This is a genomic window from Segatella oulorum F0390, assembly GCF_000224615.1.
Classification (GTDB): domain Bacteria; phylum Bacteroidota; class Bacteroidia; order Bacteroidales; family Bacteroidaceae; genus Prevotella; species Prevotella oulorum.
Genome location: NZ_JH114215.1, coordinates 1,480,142 through 1,495,927 on the forward strand (window position 1 = coordinate 1,480,142; position 15,786 = coordinate 1,495,927).

Consider the following 15,786-nt stretch of genomic DNA (forward strand, 5'->3'; position numbering starts at 1 on the left):
ATTTACATAGAAGGCTTGCATGATTGATGCTCGCCATCTGCATTTATCTATTTACTTTTTGATACCAGTTTAGTGGGCAAATGCTACCGAATTGGCTTGAAATGTAGCTGCATTTTGCCCACAAAAATAGCGTTTTTACCATTGTGGTCAACGGGCACTTCGTGTCCATCCAAATCTTTTACATAACGCAGCGTCGTGAAAAAGCTGTGCGAATGGCCACCCAACACCAAATCGACACCACGCGTTTGGGCAAACACTTGTGGGTCGCCATCGCCCTCACACAGCCAACCCAAATGCGAGATGCAAATGACAAGGTCGCACTTTTCACGCCCCTTGAGCAGCTTCACCATGTCGTTGGCCACACGCACGGGGTTGAGATATTTTATGGGCAGATAGTTTTTGGCCACCACCAAACCTTCTAAAGGCGGGTCGAGGGCAAAGACACCAATCTTCAATCCCTTGCGCTTGATGATGGTATAGGGCTTGACCACGCCATCGAGCGGTGTGCCCGTGAAATCATAATTGGAGCAGAGTATGGGGAAATGTGCCATCTTGAAAATGCGCACCATGTTGTTAATGCCAAAGTCAAACTCGTGGTTGCCAATGGTTGCTGCATCATAGTGCATGCGATTCATCAACCCAATCTCCACCTCACCCTTGAAGAGTGTATAATAAGGTGAACCTTGCGAGAAGTCGCCACTATCGAAAAGCAGCAGGTCTTTATCGGCCTTGCGCTCTTGTTGCAGCATGCTTAAACGGCGCACAAAGCCGCCACGACCGGCCCAAAGCGTGTCGGCCAGTTGCTCACTCAACGGCATAATGCAGCTGTGGGTGTCGCTGGTGTGAAGAATGGTGAGCTGTTTTTGCGCCATCAGCGGCCATACCATGCACAGAAGCACGGCGGCCATCACCGCGCGCAATCTCGGAATGCGTAGATAGAATAATGTGTTCATTGTTTGCTAAGAAAAGGAAAAACTTATTTTTCAACCACGATGCGCCCTTCAACCTGGCTGTTCACCGGCTCGCCCTGCGCCATTTTGTGGCGAAAATAATTGGTAATGATGAAGCGGGTGTCGTTCTCTTGCGTCTTCGGCGAATTGAGATTTGTGCCCGATTTGAAAGCTGTGAGCTTGTCGTTGCCCTGTGCCAAATAGTCGATTGTGGCAACGCGATAGGAGGCTTTGTCGTCGATGGGACGGCCGTTGAGCGCACAGCTGCGCAGCTTGCGGTCGTTGGTAAACACGAGTTTCACGCCCTTGCTCACCCCTTCGCCACCGGTGTAGGCCATTTCGGAAAAGAGTTCTTTCACCTTGTCGCCCGAAAGCGTCAGAAAACAGATTTTGTTTTCAAAGGGAGCAATGTCCACGATGTCGCCAAAAGTCACCTTGCCTTTCTTCAACGCCGCACGAATGCCGCCCATGTTGTAGACCGCAAAGTCCACCTGCTCGTTGTAATCCTCCGCCGCCCAGCACATGATGTCGGCCAGCAAATTGGAGAGATCGCTCTCGGGACGATGCACCGCCATGTCCTTAGCTGCCTCACCCACCACGGGACTCATGATGCTATCCACCACATGTCGATAAGGTTGCAGAAAGGCGTTGGCTTCAGGTTCGGGCGTGGCATCATAGCGCTTGTCGATGAGTATGCGGCTGCGCGTCACGTCGGTCAGCACATAATGTTGCCGACACGAAGCCAAAGTCAGCAGCAAGGGCGCCATCCATAAAAAAGTTGTTTTGCAATTCATACGTTCTGTTTTAGGCATACAAAGGTAGCGAATTTGCAGAAAAATGCGAAGTAATAGTGTTAAAAACAAAAAAAACAAGTGCGCAATAGCCGTCCACCACATTGTTTTTTGTACCTTTGCACCGCTTTACAACGTAACCGCTGCTGACAGAAGAGTTGTACAACATGTTGCGTTGGGCAAGAAACAAATTTAATTTTATAAGTAAAATGGATTTAATTAAAGTTGCTGAAGAAGCATTTGCAACCGGAAAACAGTTCCCAACCTTCGGTCCTGGTGACACCATCACTGTGGCTTACAAGATTGTTGAGGGAACGAAAGAGCGTATTCAGCTTTATCGCGGTGTTGTGATTAAGATTTCGGGACATGGCGAAAAGAAGCGCTTCACGGTGCGCAAGATGTCGGGAACGATTGGGGTAGAGCGTATCTTCCCGCTTGAATCGCCCAACATCGACTCGATTGAAGTGAACAAGCGTGGTAAAGTTCGTCGTGCGAAGTTGTATTATCTCCGCGCACTCACGGGCAAGAAAGCTCGTATTGTTGAAAAGAGAAACAACAAAACCGCAGCCGAATAAGCCCTGTTGCTTTTCACAAAGAAATAAAAAGAGGTGGAACACGTTCGCGTGTCTCGCCTCTTTTTTGTATGCTATGTGTCCAACAGCAAAGCATTGCCACAAGCATCGGCCGGCATTCCGCCATGCGCACGCCGCCTTTGCGCCATTCATTCCTGCGGTGTCTCCTCGTCTAAGAACGTTTTTCGCAAACTTTCCCAATCCTGAAAGCCCGCAAAGAGCGCCAAACGATTTAAAAATTCTGTTGAAGGTTTTTCATGCCCCGTCAAATAGCCCCACAGCCGTTTCAGCGAACCTGCCGATAAATGCACGTGGTTATGGGCCAAGACTGTTGATGCTTGTTCAAAATCCTTCTGAGGTTTTGCATGTTCCACGAGCCTGTTCCCCACAACATGCAGCAGCTCATTCCATCTGCGTTTCATAACCTTTCTCGAAATATAATTCAGTGGTGCAAAGGTAATCATATTTTTTTATTAACTTTGCAAAAACAAAAAATAAGCCCCCCAATGAAAGAATTAACGTTAAAGTATGGGTGCAACCCCAACCAAAAGCCTTCGAAAATATTCATGGAAGAAGGCCAACTCCCCCTTGAAGTGCTCAACGGCCACCCCGGCTACATCAACTTTTTAGATGCGCTCAATGCGTGGCAGTTGGTGAAAGAATTGCAAGATGCCACGGGATGGCCTGCCGCAGCCAGCTTTAAACACGTCTCACCTGCCGGTGCTGCCATCGGTTTGCCGCTCACCGACACGCTCAAGAAGATTTATTTTGTCGACGACTTCGACGAGCCCCTCTCCCCCATTGCCAGCGCTTATGCACGTGCACGCGGTGCCGATCGCATGTGTTCGTATGGCGATTTCGTGGCCTTGAGCACCACGTGCGACCTGCAAACGGCACTGCTCTTGAAGCGCGAAGTGAGCGATGGCGTGATTGCACCGTCCTACACGCCCGAGGCTTTGGCCGTGTTGCGGGAAAAACGCAAAGGCACTTACAACGTCATTCAAATCGACCCCACCTATGTTCCGGCGCCCATTGAGCACAAACAGGTATTCGGCATCACGTTCGAACAAGGCCGCAACGAGGTTCATCTGACCGACGACGCACTCTTTGCCGATGTGCCTACGCGCAACAAAACCTTCACACCCGAGGCGAAACGCGACCTCATCATTGCACTCATTACCTTAAAATATACGCAGAGCAACTCGGTTTGCTATGCAAAAGACGGGCAGGCTATCGGCATCGGAGCAGGCCAACAGAGTCGCATCCACTGCACCCGGTTAGCGGGTTCAAAGGCCGACACCTGGTGGCTCAGACAATGTCCAAAGGTGATGAACCTACCGTTTAAGGAGGGAATTCGCCGTGCCGACCGCGACAACACTATAGATGTTTACATCAGCGACGACCATGATGACGTGTTGCGCGACGGCGTTTGGCAACAGTTCTTCACCGAGAAGCCTGCCATTTTAACCCACGAAGAGAGGCGCAACTGGATTGCACAAAACACGAATGTGGCGCTCGGCAGCGATGCCTTCTTCCCCTTTGGCGACAACATTGAGCGTGCCCACAAGAGCGGTGTGCAATACATTGCGCAGGCAGGAGGCTCCATCCGCGACGACAATGTCATTGAGACCTGCGACAAATATGGCATCGCCATGGCCTTCACCCACGCGAGATTGTTCCACCATTAAGCCACCTTTCATGAGCGATATTGACGAAATCATCGAGACGGGCTTGGTATTTCGCGCAGCACCCAAAGCGCAATCGGGCAACAATAAGGTGAAAACCAAAGCCAAAAAGAAAAAATATATCACGGGCGCACACGGCTCTGGCAGCGCCAAACAAAAGGCAAAATACCGGGAGCAGCGTGCCAAACGCCACCGATAACCCCAACACGTCGTCCGCGGACGACGTGCTTTTTTCTTCATATTTTGGCTGTTCGTCCACGGGCGAACGGCCATTTTTATCGTTTTTCGTTGTTCGTCCACGGACGAACAAGCATTTTTATTAAGAACAAGCGTTCGTCCACCGCCGAACAAGCATTTTTATTAAAAACAAGCGTTCGTCCACCGCCGAACAATCATTTTTATCAAAAACAGACGTTCGGCACCTGCCGAACAAACATTTTCATCAAAAACAAACGTTCGGCACCTGCCGAACAAGCGTTTTTATCAAAAACAAATGTTCCGCACCTGCCGAACAAGTAATTTTCTTAAAAACGAGTGTTCCGCACCTGCTGAACACCCGTTTTCATCATTTCTCGTCTGTTGCACAAGCGCAACAACGGTGGTTTGCCTTAGAAATAATAGACCATGCCCACCTGCCATGCATTGGCACGTCCCTTTTTCTTGCCCGAAACATCGTTAAACACACGGTTGGCAGCCGAATTAAACGTGACCTCTCCCGTTGTGCCACACGCCACATTGTAGTTGGCATGCACCTGGAAATGCTTCAGCAACATCACGCCAAAGCCCATGTTCACGCTGAAAGCCGACGTTTTTAAACGCCAGTTGGCGGCGTTATCGTAAAAACTTTTACTCTTGTCACCGATGTTAAGACCAATCTGTGGCCCCGCAAAAAGAAAGAAAGCGGCTGCATCAGCCAATCCTATCTCATAGCGCAAATTCAGCGGAATAGCCACCTGTTGTTGCTGCAAGGTGATGCCATCGCTATCGTCATAGAGCTTGGCTTGCCGCCGGTCATAAAGCGCCGACACATCAAATCCCCATCCGGTGACGGGCGATGCCACGCGCAATGTGGGACCAAAGAAAAAACCTTCTTGGTTTTCTTTCTTCAACACGCGGTTCTTAAGCCAGAATTTCGTTACGTTCAAACCGCCTTTAAATCCAAAAGAAACATCGGTTTGTGCCTGCATGCCGGTGCTCATTCCGAACGCCAACAATGCCCATAAAATCATTTTCTTCATAAGCTAATACTTTTTATATGTTGTGATTAAAAGTTGAGTATTCATTTAATGCCGTTCCCGGCGCACCGAAACGCGTGCCGGTGTGCTACCCGCTGCCTTTTGACTCGCGCCACGACGCAATCTTTTGGGCGTCGCAGCGGGCTTGCGCTCCTCACGTTTGCGACTCGCTTTTGCCGTTCCTTGCTGCTGTGCCGCGGTGCTATCCACCGAATCCTTGCGCGCTGGGTCACCCCAAATCCGCGATTCAAAGGTCGCAATCTCCTGCTCTATGCGGCGCTGCTCCTGCGTCAAAGTGCTGTCGTTGCCCAGCGATGGGCGCGTTTGTCCCAACAAATTGTCGGTCTTGTAAATCTTTCCACGATAGAGATGAAGCGTGAAAAAGTCGGCTAAACTCATCGTCTCGGCCTGATTGAGCGCGCTCGTCCTCACCCGCTGTTTCGCCAAGGCCGGCGCAACATCATCATAGCGCACCCAAAACAAGGGATAGCTCGTCGTGCCATGGCCGAAATCATCGTCGCGTTCTAAGATGGGACACAGCGCCACCACCTTACGATGAAACGAAGCAGTGGTTTGGTCATAATAGGCACTCTCCTTGATATAATAGCGTTTCACCTCGGCCGAAGGGATGTCGCTGTTGTCGATATGCACGCCCTTGTCGGTCTTTTCGTAAAAAATGTGGTGGTCGTCGAGGAACGTAAGTGGTTTGATGCGCGCATCATCGGCAAAGCGTTCCTGCCCATCCAACCGATATTGATACACGTTCACACCGCCACGTGCCGGCCCCGCCATCATGAGTTTAAAGAGCAAGGTGAAGAGGTTCATGTTGCCATCCGTAGGCACCACCGGATAAGCCAGCCCCACATTGGCGGCATCATCCAATCGAAGCTCACGATAAACATCGCGCCGCCACACCACATCTTCACTCACCGGATTGGCCGTTGGGAACGTCAATTTTGCCCGCAACGTGAGGTTGTTGGCATTCGTTTTCTGCACTTTCGCAGCAGCCTCAGCCCGCCTTGCCGGCGGTTGTGCTCCCCCTGCGGTGACCATCGTCAGCAACAAGGCCAACAACAAGTATTTCTTTCTATTCATCTTACTTCACTATAATTTCTAAAGCACCCTGCAATGTGCGCACCACTCCATCGGGCCCAACCGCACGAACATGGGTTATATAAAAACGACGGTTGCGCGAAAGGCCTCGGAAGGTCTCACGCTGACGGTCGGAAAAATCGGCTCCTGCCGACGCGATGGGCACGGCATTGCCCAAGGCATCGAAGAAAACGGTTTCAAAACCCAACACCCGGAAGGGAATGTCCAAAAGGCCATCGTCAATGGCTGCCTGCACACGTGTGGCCGAAAGGAGCGCACCTTTGGGCAGACTGCCACCCTTAAACCGATTGGTTCCAAGGCCGAGATAGGCCGTTGGGTCGGGCAATTTGCGCACTTGGAAGGTCGTTGTGGGCAACAATCGCTGCTGTCCGTGGTCCATCGCCCGCACGGAAATGGTCACCGGCTGCCCCACAGCATACGGCGTCAGCACATAATGGCCGTTGCCCTTCGCCTGCAATCTGCCTCCCGTTGCCATCACTTGCACCGCATTGGTCGGCACGCCGGGCACACTGACACTCACGGGATTGGGATAACCGGCATACAACACATTCATCATGTCGGCGGCTACGGTCGCTGTATGAGGCGCAGGAACCACACGATAGGTTTGCGTAAACGGGCGGCGAAGCCACTTACCTTGGCGATTGCGCACGACAATATAACCCGAGAAAGCGTGCTCACCAAGACCCGATACCGTGAAAGCATATTGCCCATTGGGCGTGGTGAGCGGTCGACCACCCACGACAATCTGCGGTCGCTGCGTCGTGTCAACCGCCGCCATCACGATAGAAGCCTTGAATGATTCGCCGGGATAGAGGGTGGTTTTCTCGGAAATGACACAGGCTTTCAGCTGATTCACCCGCACATCGTGCACATCGATATTTGCCACCAACGTATGCAACACCTCGCCTTCCGCGTAGCGCACGTCGCTTTGCAGCTTCGAAAGCTGCGTGACAGCAGCTGCTACAGGCATGTTTTCAAAACAATATTCCTGCCAGTTCTTGCCTTGCCGGCGTGCCTGCTGTGGCACCGTTGTAGCCAAATTGCTGCTGATGATGCTGCGTTGTTGGGCATCATCGACCATCGTGAGCAACTGGTTTCGATATTGATTGATAGCGTTGAAAAGTTCGTTTCCGCGACCTGTGCCCGGCGCAAGCATCACGATGTTGGCCGCTTCTACATTGTCTTTATGGCGAATAGCCGTCACATCGCCATCGTGACCATCGGCCTGTTGCACCAAAGCCACCTTCAAATCTTGCAGCAAGTTGTAGAGCGAGTCGCTGGCCTCTTTCACTTGTTTGGCTTGTGCAAACCATGCTTTCACCTTTTCGGGCTGCTGACTTAAGGCTGCGGCAAAGTCGTGATAGAGCGCCACATTCTCACGCGAAGCATTGGCTGTGGTGCGCCTTAATCCCGCATCCACCAACGAGAAGCCGTCCAACACCTCGGTAGAGACGTTGAGTGCCAACATTGCCAGCAAGACGATATACATGAGGTTGATCATCTTTTGGCGTGGTGAGATGAGCCGTTTGCGAATAGCCATTATGGGGTTTGTGTGGGTTGTGATGCGGCAGCGCGCATGTTAGTGGTCATCGCCTCTATCATGCGGGCATAGATGCCATTCAACTGTTCGATGTGTTGTGCCAGCAACTTCGTTTGCATCTGAATGTCGTCGATGGTGCCCATCTGCTGACTGGCACTCTTCAACTGCATTTCATACACCTTAGTGATGCCCGTAAGTGTGCGGTTGAGATTGGTCATTTCTTCACTGTCCTGTGTCAAACGCTGGCTTTGCTCGCCCACCTTTTTATATAATAGCGTGAGCTGCTGCAACGCCTCCACATATTGTTGTTGTGCCTCGGCCATCCCTTCGGGTGCCGCTGCGGGTGGCACGATAGCCGAAGACAAAGGAGTTTGCATTCCAACGCCGTGCGTCTTCTCCATAGCCGACTGAGCAGCCGAGGCTGTTGCAACACCAGACTTTGCCGCGGCAGCAACTTCTTTCTGTTTCGCTTGATTGGCATGCGTGGTGAGTTCCATGCCATCGGTGGTCTTATCGAAAGGCCGATCGAAGGCCGAAAGGAAGAACACCACCACCTCGGTACCCATACCTAAGATGAGCATCACATCGGCTCCCGGCAGATGAATGAGTTTAAACAGCGCACCAAGCACCACAATCGCCGCGCCCCAACTGTAGGCATAGTTCAGAAAAGTCTGTCCTGCCACACTGTCCATCCACTTTTGCAGCCGATAGACCACATTGATTTTGCTATATTTTGTCATCGCTTTTTCGTTTGATTACTACTGGGGGTATGGGCCAAACTGCGCACACAGCGGAATCCAATGTAGCAACGTGGCCGGTTTTGATATTCCCAACTGCGCCACGCCGAACGAATGAAACTCTCGGGATCTTTCCACGATCCGCCGCGCACACTCTTCCTCTTCAACGCGTAAGGGTCTTCCTTTGCAGCCTGATAGGCCAACTGTGGGTTCAAATCGTCCATGCCTTCAACCCCCGACTCGGTGTAAACGGTGCTCGTCCACTCGGCCACATTGCCTGCCATATCAAACAATCCGTTGGAGTTGGCACCATAGATGCCCACCTTGCTTGTGATGAGATTGCCATCTTCGGTGTAGTTTCCGCGGTCGGGTTTAAAGTTGGCATAGAAACAACCTCGCCCATTTTTCATCTCTTTATTCTCCCAAGGAAATTCATTTCCCTGCTTTCCTCGCGCCGCATATTCCCACTCGGCCTCGGTAGGCAGGCGGTAACGCTGCACATAACGCGCCTCCGAACCCAAACCTTTCAGCAGATAAGCCGTGCGCCAGGCACAGAAAGCGTTGGCCTGTTCCCACGTGACGCCCACCACAGGATAGTCGTTATAGGCGGGATTGCTGAAGTAATTGCGCAGATACATCTCGTTGTCGGCATGCTTAAAATCGTTCACCCAGCATGTGGTGTCGGGATAAATGTTGACGATGTAGGTGTTCAAAAAGTCCCAAGGCCCTGTGCGAGGGCGGTCGATGGTCTGCTGCACAATCTGCCCATTGTCATCGATATAGGCCGTATCTTTTGAAATCATCACCACCTCATCGGCTGGCTTCACATCGGTGTTAAACTGGCGTTCGGCGGGATTCATGCGGTTTTTGCGCAACGCCGCCGCCGTGTAATCATAGATTTCATAACGATAATTCATCTGCCGCCAGTCCAAAAGTTTCTCGCCCGTCACGGGATTAGTGACATAAAGACTTTCAAATGCCCGCTGCTCCTCTTCGTTAGGATGACGTGGAAGCGGCTTCTTCCAGTTGATTTGTGGCGCAATAGCGTTGCCGTCTTTGTCCTCGGTTATCAGATAACTCTCGTCACCTCCGTAGGCAGGATCGGCCAAACGCGTGCGCAAAATGCTGTCGCGCACCCACATCACAAACTGCTTATATTTGGCGTTAGTCACCTCGGTTTCGTCCATCCAAAAGCCATCTACCGAAATATCCTTCACCGGAGTGTTGCTGCCCCACAACGAGTCTTGTTGCGCAAGTCCCATGTGGAGGAAACCTCTATCCACCTTCACCATGCCATAAGGTGCAGGTTCTGAAAAGGGTTTGCCGCCGCCCACGCCCACGACTTCGCCGCCGCGGCCTGCCAACGACATCGACCTGCCGCCGAAACAGCCCATGAAAGCCATTGCGATGAAAAGCAAACACCCTGTTCGTATCGTTTTATAATTCATATCCTTTATAATATTCTGATGCTCTGATGGCGGCCTCTGCGCTGCGAGCCCACGTTAAATTCGATTTGATAGCCCACAAAACAGCCATGCCGCCCTTCGCGCAAATTGCTGCTCGAGGTGTAATATTCGTAATGATAGCCCAACACCACACCATGGAAAGTGCCCCCAACGAGGGCGGTAACGGCATGTGTAGGACTGTAGGTCAGGCCGCCATAAACCTGTTTTTTGTCACGTTGATAAACCATGCGTGCGGTGACATCGGCGCGAAATTTCTTTTGTGTGGCCTGCAAGAGCGCCGACATTTTAAGCGTCAAATGGGGGTTACGAAAGCGCATATCATAGCCACCCACCAACGAATAAAGGGGCTTATGGGTCACCGCATAGGCGGGGGTAAGCTGCAACGTGGGCGCATTGAGCGCATGAACCGCAAATCCTGCAAACCACAATGGCTGCACATAACACACACCAACACCCATCGTCATTGCATGTTCTGTCGCTTTTGATGTGGGCCAGGCGGGGTTATGGGGTTGACTGGGGTCGAGCTTTTCGCCATCAAACGTTTCGGTCAGCAAGCCTATCTGTGCGCCTGCGGCCAGCGCCCCCTTTCCCAACGGAAAGCGATAAGCATATTGCAACACCACCTGTTGCTGCGTGGAAAGGTCCAACTGGTGACGCATCCATTGCAACCCCACACCATGTTGCTGGCGGGACAGCGGTAAAGGGGCATCAGCAGCCACATAGAAGGTGCGCGGATGGCGCTGCGCTCCGGCAAAACTCAAAGTCCCCTCGGCACGCAGATGCATCCACTTATCTGCGCCAACAGCCGCAGGGTTGACCACAGACTGCAAGTCGAAGTAATGGATAGGCGCCTCGTTGAGTTGCGCCTTCAGGGGCATTTCACATGTCCAAGCCACCATAACCACTATGATTTTAAGCTGAAGCCTCACTTGTTTATAACGTTTTTTCCGTGCTTTTATTGTCCTCTTAAAAAGCCATTCCTCGTCACGGGCCGTACCATTGGCACCAAGTTCCGTTTTAAAAGCAATGGTTTTGTGTGACAATGTAGCGCATTTTATGGCGTCATCTCGCACAGATTATGGTGCAATCACGCCCACTTTTGTTTCCCCTTGAGCAGCGACCAGCTAACCTCCTGCGTTACAACAGCTAACAAGCAACCATACAAGTGCTGTTATTCATAACCTTTCCTCCGTACAAGAGTTGGCATAACCCATGAGGATAAGAACAGACAAAGGCCGCCCTCAGTGTGCGACCTCTGTTGCTTCTATTCCTCATCACCGGCCGATGAAAGCAAGACTAATACTCGTCATCGTTCCAAAGGAAATCGTCCTTCGAAGGATAATCCGGCCAAATATCTTCAATACTCTCATAAATATCGCCCTCATCTTCTATCTCCTGCAAATTCTCCAACACTTCAAGCGGAGCACCCGAGCGAATGGCATAATCTATTAATTCGTCCTTTGTTGCAGGCCATGGTGCATCTTCTAACTTTGAAGCTAATTCAAGTGTCCAATACATAGGATTTCGATTTTTATTAGTTGTTACAATTTTTGGGTGCAAAAATAATCATTTATCTTGTATTGGCAAGAAAAAGTACTTATTTTTTCTTTTCCTTAGCAATTTTGTTGCGCAAAGTTCTTTTGTAAATCCTAAAATAAAGGTGCGGCACGAAGAATCATGCTACAAGTCGCTTACCAACTATTCCCTACGATATCTCATGGAAGATTAAGCCAAGAAAGTCGACTGCTACGAGTCGCTTACCAACTATTCGCTACGATATTGTGCTAAAAAGTATATACTCCAACATGCCGATTTACTCGCCAATAGTTCCCTTTCTCATCAAGCCAAGACGTTAAATATTGTTGCAAGAAAGAGATTTCCTCACCCATTTCTTTGCTATCGAAAAATAAAAAGATAAGTTTGTGCCATTCATTTTAAAATATTTCAATAGGGAAGCAAAAGGAAAGACTGCCCACAACCTTGGATAGTATACAACCTTGACGAAGCCTTTTCTATACCCCTATTCGCATCTTATTCAAACCATCACAACAATGAAACAACGATTTTTGGCCTTTTTACGCCCCCTCTTCGTAACGTTAGGCATGATACCCTTAGCCTCGTTGGCACAACAACGTGTGGTTATCTCCCCGTTTTTCTCTGATTATTCTGTTTTGACCGACTCCCTACCTAAAGGTTGGTCGATGTCACCTTATATCCAATTAGGCGTTAAGGTGATATTTCCACAAGGGACTACACCTGCAGAACTCCAACAGTATCAGTTTCAAAAACCCACTCCTTTTAGTGACATCCTTTGGCAATTTCAACCGGTCATGCTGCAATATGGGACGCAGCGGTGGAAAGATTTAAACCTCTTCAACTGGAATAAATCTCCCCTTAACCTGCAAGAACACCAAAAGATGGATAAGAAAAATGAACGTTTTGTTTTGTCATACAACGCCTTTTCGGCCAGAGCTGGTGCATACTGCGACGAGAACGACGTGCCCTCTTTCTCCTATATCCAATATGAAGCTTGGGAATCTTTATTCCCAACCAATGCACAACGAGCAGACAGTACAACCTACATCTTTCATGTAAATCCGTCGCTCTTCTATCTTTTGAGTGACAAAGGAGAAGTGGATTTATACACCACAGATAGCATCACGGTTCCACCTCATGGGCAGTATCCCTCGCTATTCTTCTTCTATAAGCCCCTATACGACCATAAGACGATTCAATATAAGCGTTTTCGCATTTCGCTTCTCGAGGAAAAGAATACGTTAGCTGCACAATTACATCATCAGATTTCACCTCATAAAGGTGACAAACCGTTGAAGGATGTTGCCTCTTCTGCCCCCTATACGCCGCCGGCTGATAGCGTTATCTATCGCGCATTAGCAGCCATCGACCGCATCGCAGCCTTTCCTGACGAGAAGAATGTGCATCTCACGATTGCCAAAACAGGACTCAATTATAGGGCTACAATGGGAGAAAAACAACATCTTGACACCTTAGCTTACGAGTTTTCTGTAACCTTAGACAGTGCAATCGTTATGGATAACGCCATGTTTTACCATGAAACGCTCCTACACGAACTGCTACATTTTGTCCTCGATAATCAAGAAGAGCTATCGAAAGGGCTAACCGCTCAAGAGAGAAACTTCTTTTTTGAGTCATTTGTTGAATACTTAGCCAAATATCTTTACGGCAGGCATATTGTGCATAAAGACTGGTTTGCGCATAGGATGATTTATGGAAAGCCAATCAATTCAGCCATGCTTAAAAAGGCAAGACGCAGTATACAAGGCACCAAAGATGTTTGTGTTGGAACAAAGAACGGTAAAGAATCAGACAATACGGCTTGGGTTTATTACCAGCTTCTGCCCTACCTACTACACCAATTAGCTATCCATAGCCATGTGAATGAAGATGCCTTTGCAACGGCTATCTATCATTATACAACGGGAACCCCTCATCGTTCCCTTTCACTCAAAGACTTTTTCGCCTATTTAAAAGAGCAAGGTTTCCGCTTAGACAGGAAATCAAAAGCAGAGATTTCGTTTTTACTTCAAAATTAAGCACCATAGACCTCTGCCAGTCTAAAAAGCTCCTGGTGTTCTTTATTTTGCCATCATGAACATTTGGTAGGCTGGGGAAACGGCTTTTATGACTTATTTATTACTGATAGGGAGAGAATGGCGTTGCACAGTTTTATTCTTTTGGCAGCACACATGTCCTATAGTCACGCCTCAACGAATAAGGCATTCGCTTTCCATAACCCAACCTTATAAGAATCGTTGGATATTCATGGGGGATTTGAAGCTGCTGTGTCATTTCTTTTGCAAGCTGTTTTTCCTCATTGGGTTGATTGAGGTAAGCATGTGAAATGCCCATTTCCGTAGTGCGCAGAAGCACTCGTTCCAGGGTTCTGCCTAGTTCTATCCACTGCTCAATGGTGTCATCTTTTGTGGTGAACAGAACGAAATGGGAGGAAGAAGCGATTTTTTTCCGATCACTTTTATTCTGCGTTTTCTCGTTGATAGCGTTCGACATAGCCCATTTGGCTATAAAGAGCGGAACATTTGGTGCCCCGAATACAGCATAACTCAAGCCGTCTCGTGTCTTATCCTGATGGGGCTTATTATAGCGCATCCACTTTTTCAGCTCCGTTTTGAAGGCCTCATTTTTCATTTGCAAGCGATTTCCTGCATAAACCATATTGGCTATTTTTGTGTAATCGGCTGTTCCCTTCTTATAAAAATACACTCCAACAAAGGGTTCCTTCGCCACGTTTTTAAGCAAAGAGATGCTGTCCTCCGGAATATCCTCCCCATTATAAACGCTTCTATTCGTCTGTCTGAGGGCAATCTGAGGAAACAGAAAGGAACTACATGGCGCCTTTTCATCCTTTGTAAGCAGAACCCGAATAACCGAATCATTCGTAATTCGCACTTCTGTTTGATATCCTTTCTGCTGCGCAGCGATACAAAGGTTTTCCGTAGCACACCCCAAACTGACGAATAACTCACGGTGAATGGGGTCTACAACAGGCAGTTCTTCTGAGAAGTTCGGATAGATATCAATCTCAGCGTCTTTCATTTTAAACAACCAAGGTTGCGTGTTATGCCCTGACGGAGCCTTGGTAGCATTCTCAATCATAAACAGATCATCTGCGTTCTGTGCTGTTACATCATTCATCATACTCATCAAAATCAATAATATAAACATCCATTTTTTCATTTCCGAATATGCTTTATCCATAAATCAATGATCATTTCGATACCTTGCATCAGCTGATTCCATCCCTCATCTGTCTGTAGGCAAATGCCATTATAGCTCTGACACTGGTCTTCCAGCAATGCTAAATAACTGATTGAGGCCGAGAGTATGCTGGCCAAAGCGGCTACTTGTGCATCCGGACAGCCTGTCAATGCACTTACCATCTTGATTAGTCGGCATCCATTCTCTTCCCGCCGATTCCTAAGTTGCCGGATATTCTGATTATTCGTGGACAGTTCCCACCGATACAACCGCCTTAACGTTATGTCATTTCGGAGTTGTTCGACCTGTCGACGAAACATACTTTTAATACTATCGCCCACAGCTTCCGGATTGATGATAGCCGCATCAGTGTTAGCCCAATAGTCTTTTTGGATTAAATACTGTGCGATTAACTCTTCAACCCCACCGAAATACCTATAAATAAGCATCTTTGAAACACCCGCTTCCGTAGTAATGGCATTGATACCAACTTTTTCAAATCCTTGGTTCTCAATGATACTCCCAACAGCTTCGAGTATCTTTTCTTCTGTTTGTTCCCTATTTTTCATCCTATTTTTGCACTTATGTTACCAAATAGTAACTGCAAAGTTAAGTTACTTATAGGTAACATCATAAAGATTCACTTAAAGCACACTCCTTTTTTATGTTATTTAACAGAACAGAGATGTAGAATATCCGTATGACAAAAAGCTATATCACCCTTTAAAGCGCGCGTAGGAATGCTATCGTTGATGTCTTTTCTTGCTATCACCCCATGGCGATGCTTAACAAACGTGAGATCTATTGACATATAACCCACTCGGCGATACATCCGAAATATAAAGAAGGAATGTGATGGATATTCTGCTATATGGGAATATATACAGGTTTTAACGATTGATTTGGGTTGAAAACTGCACACTACTTCTATTGATAATC

Annotated in this window: 17 protein-coding genes; 5 read left to right on the plus strand and 12 right to left on the minus strand. The window is 48.7% G+C overall.

Translation table 11 applies throughout. The annotated features are described in order from the left end of the window. Nucleotides 1-83: 83 nt before the first annotated feature. Nucleotides 84-908 (minus strand): bifunctional metallophosphatase/5'-nucleotidase, encoded by an 825-nt coding sequence (locus tag HMPREF9431_RS06360; RefSeq protein ID WP_040561200.1) that lies wholly within the window; start codon nt 906-908, stop codon nt 84-86. Nucleotides 909-976: 68 nt separating this feature from the next. After that, the gene (locus HMPREF9431_RS06365) at nt 977-1,744 is read right to left on the minus strand and encodes a 5'-nucleotidase C-terminal domain-containing protein (RefSeq protein ID WP_040560951.1); all 768 of its coding nucleotides are present in this window, start codon (nt 1,742-1,744) and stop codon (nt 977-979) included. Between the two features lie 206 nt (nt 1,745-1,950). Here HMPREF9431_RS06365 and rplS point away from each other — a divergent pair, with 206 nt between their 5' ends. Next, nucleotides 1,951-2,316 carry a 50S ribosomal protein L19 gene (rplS, locus tag HMPREF9431_RS06370; protein WP_004380371.1) on the plus strand — a complete coding sequence of 122 codons (366 nt, stop codon included), beginning with the start codon at nt 1,951-1,953 and terminating at the stop codon, nt 2,314-2,316. Nucleotides 2,317-2,462: 146 nt separating this feature from the next. On the opposite strand, the gene HMPREF9431_RS06375 is transcribed toward rplS, so the two are convergent. Then, the gene (locus tag HMPREF9431_RS06375; RefSeq protein WP_004380372.1) at nt 2,463-2,777 is read right to left on the minus strand and encodes a hypothetical protein; all 315 of its coding nucleotides are present in this window, start codon (nt 2,775-2,777) and stop codon (nt 2,463-2,465) included. Nucleotides 2,778-2,819: 42 nt separating this feature from the next. Between HMPREF9431_RS06375 and HMPREF9431_RS06380 the strand changes: the two genes are divergently transcribed. The 3 genes from HMPREF9431_RS06380 to HMPREF9431_RS13500 are packed head-to-tail and all read left to right on the plus strand — an operon-like array spanning nt 2,820 to nt 4,517. After that, the gene (locus tag HMPREF9431_RS06380) at nt 2,820-4,001 is read left to right on the plus strand and encodes a phosphoribosylaminoimidazolecarboxamide formyltransferase (protein ID WP_004380373.1); all 1,182 of its coding nucleotides are present in this window, start codon (nt 2,820-2,822) and stop codon (nt 3,999-4,001) included. Nucleotides 4,002-4,011: 10 nt separating this feature from the next. Next, nucleotides 4,012-4,197, plus strand: coding sequence for a hypothetical protein (locus tag HMPREF9431_RS06385; protein ID WP_004380374.1), 186 nt, complete (start codon nt 4,012-4,014; stop codon nt 4,195-4,197). 44 nt (nt 4,198-4,241) lie between these two features. Continuing rightward, nucleotides 4,242-4,517: a hypothetical protein gene (locus HMPREF9431_RS13500; protein WP_040560953.1), complete on the plus strand. Its 276-nt coding sequence runs from the start codon at nt 4,242-4,244 to the stop codon at nt 4,515-4,517. 89 nt (nt 4,518-4,606) lie between these two features. Here the strand turns inward: HMPREF9431_RS13500 and HMPREF9431_RS06395 are convergent, their stop codons facing one another. The 7 genes from HMPREF9431_RS06395 to HMPREF9431_RS06425 all read right to left on the minus strand — a co-directional run bounded on the left by HMPREF9431_RS06395 (nt 4,607) and on the right by HMPREF9431_RS06425 (nt 11,607). Beyond that, complete coding sequence (locus HMPREF9431_RS06395) at nt 4,607-5,236, minus strand: outer membrane beta-barrel protein (RefSeq protein ID WP_004380375.1); 630 nt, start codon at nt 5,234-5,236, stop codon at nt 4,607-4,609. Nucleotides 5,237-5,281: 45 nt separating this feature from the next. Beyond that, complete coding sequence (gene porN / locus HMPREF9431_RS06400; protein WP_004380376.1) at nt 5,282-6,328, minus strand: type IX secretion system ring subunit PorN/GldN; 1,047 nt, start codon at nt 6,326-6,328, stop codon at nt 5,282-5,284. Between the two features lies 1 nt (nt 6,329). Further along, nucleotides 6,330-7,886 (minus strand): type IX secretion system motor protein PorM/GldM, encoded by a 1,557-nt coding sequence (porM, locus tag HMPREF9431_RS06405; protein WP_004380377.1) that lies wholly within the window; start codon nt 7,884-7,886, stop codon nt 6,330-6,332. Beyond that, on the minus strand, nt 7,886-8,626 hold the full coding sequence (gene porL / locus HMPREF9431_RS06410; RefSeq protein WP_004380378.1) for a type IX secretion system motor protein PorL/GldL: 741 nt from the start codon (nt 8,624-8,626) through the stop codon (nt 7,886-7,888). The genes porM and porL overlap by 1 nt, the downstream gene beginning before the upstream one ends. Further along, entirely contained in the window at nt 8,623-10,071 is a 1,449-nt protein-coding gene (porK, locus tag HMPREF9431_RS06415; RefSeq protein WP_004380379.1) for a T9SS ring complex lipoprotein PorK/GldK, read from the minus strand. The genes porL and porK overlap by 4 nt, the downstream gene beginning before the upstream one ends. Nucleotides 10,072-10,076: 5 nt before the next feature. Continuing rightward, on the minus strand, nt 10,077-10,988 hold the full coding sequence (locus HMPREF9431_RS06420) for a PorP/SprF family type IX secretion system membrane protein (RefSeq protein ID WP_004380380.1): 912 nt from the start codon (nt 10,986-10,988) through the stop codon (nt 10,077-10,079). A 397-nt stretch (nt 10,989-11,385) separates the two neighbouring features. Then, nucleotides 11,386-11,607 carry a DUF2795 domain-containing protein gene (locus tag HMPREF9431_RS06425; protein ID WP_004380381.1) on the minus strand — a complete coding sequence of 74 codons (222 nt, stop codon included), beginning with the start codon at nt 11,605-11,607 and terminating at the stop codon, nt 11,386-11,388. 533 nt (nt 11,608-12,140) lie between these two features. Here HMPREF9431_RS06425 and HMPREF9431_RS06430 point away from each other — a divergent pair. Beyond that, the gene (locus tag HMPREF9431_RS06430; RefSeq protein WP_004380382.1) at nt 12,141-13,664 is read left to right on the plus strand and encodes a hypothetical protein; all 1,524 of its coding nucleotides are present in this window, start codon (nt 12,141-12,143) and stop codon (nt 13,662-13,664) included. A 133-nt stretch (nt 13,665-13,797) separates the two neighbouring features. On the opposite strand, the gene HMPREF9431_RS06435 is transcribed toward HMPREF9431_RS06430, so the two are convergent. Then, nucleotides 13,798-14,826, minus strand: a complete 1,029-nt coding sequence (locus tag HMPREF9431_RS06435; protein ID WP_004380383.1) for an Acg family FMN-binding oxidoreductase — start codon at nt 14,824-14,826, stop codon at nt 13,798-13,800. Continuing rightward, complete coding sequence (locus tag HMPREF9431_RS06440; protein ID WP_004380384.1) at nt 14,823-15,416, minus strand: TetR/AcrR family transcriptional regulator; 594 nt, start codon at nt 15,414-15,416, stop codon at nt 14,823-14,825. Before HMPREF9431_RS06440 ends, HMPREF9431_RS06435 begins: the two co-directional genes overlap by 4 nt. Between the last annotated feature and the right edge of the window lie 370 nt (nt 15,417-15,786).

Bases quoted from the DNA above. Each gene is read 5' to 3' on its own strand.
- HMPREF9431_RS06360 (WP_040561200.1), bottom strand. From the start codon at position 908: ATGGCCGCCGTGCTTCTGTGCATGGTATGGCCGCTGATGGCGCAAAAA.
- HMPREF9431_RS06365 (WP_040560951.1), bottom strand. From the start codon at position 1,744: ATGAATTGCAAAACAACTTTTTTATGGATGGCGCCCTTGCTGCTGACT.
- rplS (WP_004380371.1), top strand. From the start codon at position 1,951: ATGGATTTAATTAAAGTTGCTGAAGAAGCATTTGCAACCGGAAAACAG.
- HMPREF9431_RS06375 (WP_004380372.1), bottom strand. From the start codon at position 2,777: ATGATTACCTTTGCACCACTGAATTATATTTCGAGAAAGGTTATGAAA.
- HMPREF9431_RS06380 (WP_004380373.1), top strand. From the start codon at position 2,820: ATGAAAGAATTAACGTTAAAGTATGGGTGCAACCCCAACCAAAAGCCT.
- HMPREF9431_RS06385 (WP_004380374.1), top strand. From the start codon at position 4,012: ATGAGCGATATTGACGAAATCATCGAGACGGGCTTGGTATTTCGCGCA.
- HMPREF9431_RS06395 (WP_004380375.1), bottom strand. From the start codon at position 5,236: ATGAAGAAAATGATTTTATGGGCATTGTTGGCGTTCGGAATGAGCACC.
- porN (WP_004380376.1), bottom strand. From the start codon at position 6,328: ATGAATAGAAAGAAATACTTGTTGTTGGCCTTGTTGCTGACGATGGTC.
- porM (WP_004380377.1), bottom strand. From the start codon at position 7,886: ATGGCTATTCGCAAACGGCTCATCTCACCACGCCAAAAGATGATCAAC.
- porL (WP_004380378.1), bottom strand. From the start codon at position 8,626: ATGACAAAATATAGCAAAATCAATGTGGTCTATCGGCTGCAAAAGTGG.
- porK (WP_004380379.1), bottom strand. From the start codon at position 10,071: ATGAATTATAAAACGATACGAACAGGGTGTTTGCTTTTCATCGCAATG.
- HMPREF9431_RS06420 (WP_004380380.1), bottom strand. From the start codon at position 10,988: ATGGTGGCTTGGACATGTGAAATGCCCCTGAAGGCGCAACTCAACGAG.
- HMPREF9431_RS06425 (WP_004380381.1), bottom strand. From the start codon at position 11,607: ATGTATTGGACACTTGAATTAGCTTCAAAGTTAGAAGATGCACCATGG.
- HMPREF9431_RS06430 (WP_004380382.1), top strand. From the start codon at position 12,141: ATGAAACAACGATTTTTGGCCTTTTTACGCCCCCTCTTCGTAACGTTA.
- HMPREF9431_RS06435 (WP_004380383.1), bottom strand. From the start codon at position 14,826: ATGAAAAAATGGATGTTTATATTATTGATTTTGATGAGTATGATGAAT.
- HMPREF9431_RS06440 (WP_004380384.1), bottom strand. From the start codon at position 15,416: ATGAAAAATAGGGAACAAACAGAAGAAAAGATACTCGAAGCTGTTGGG.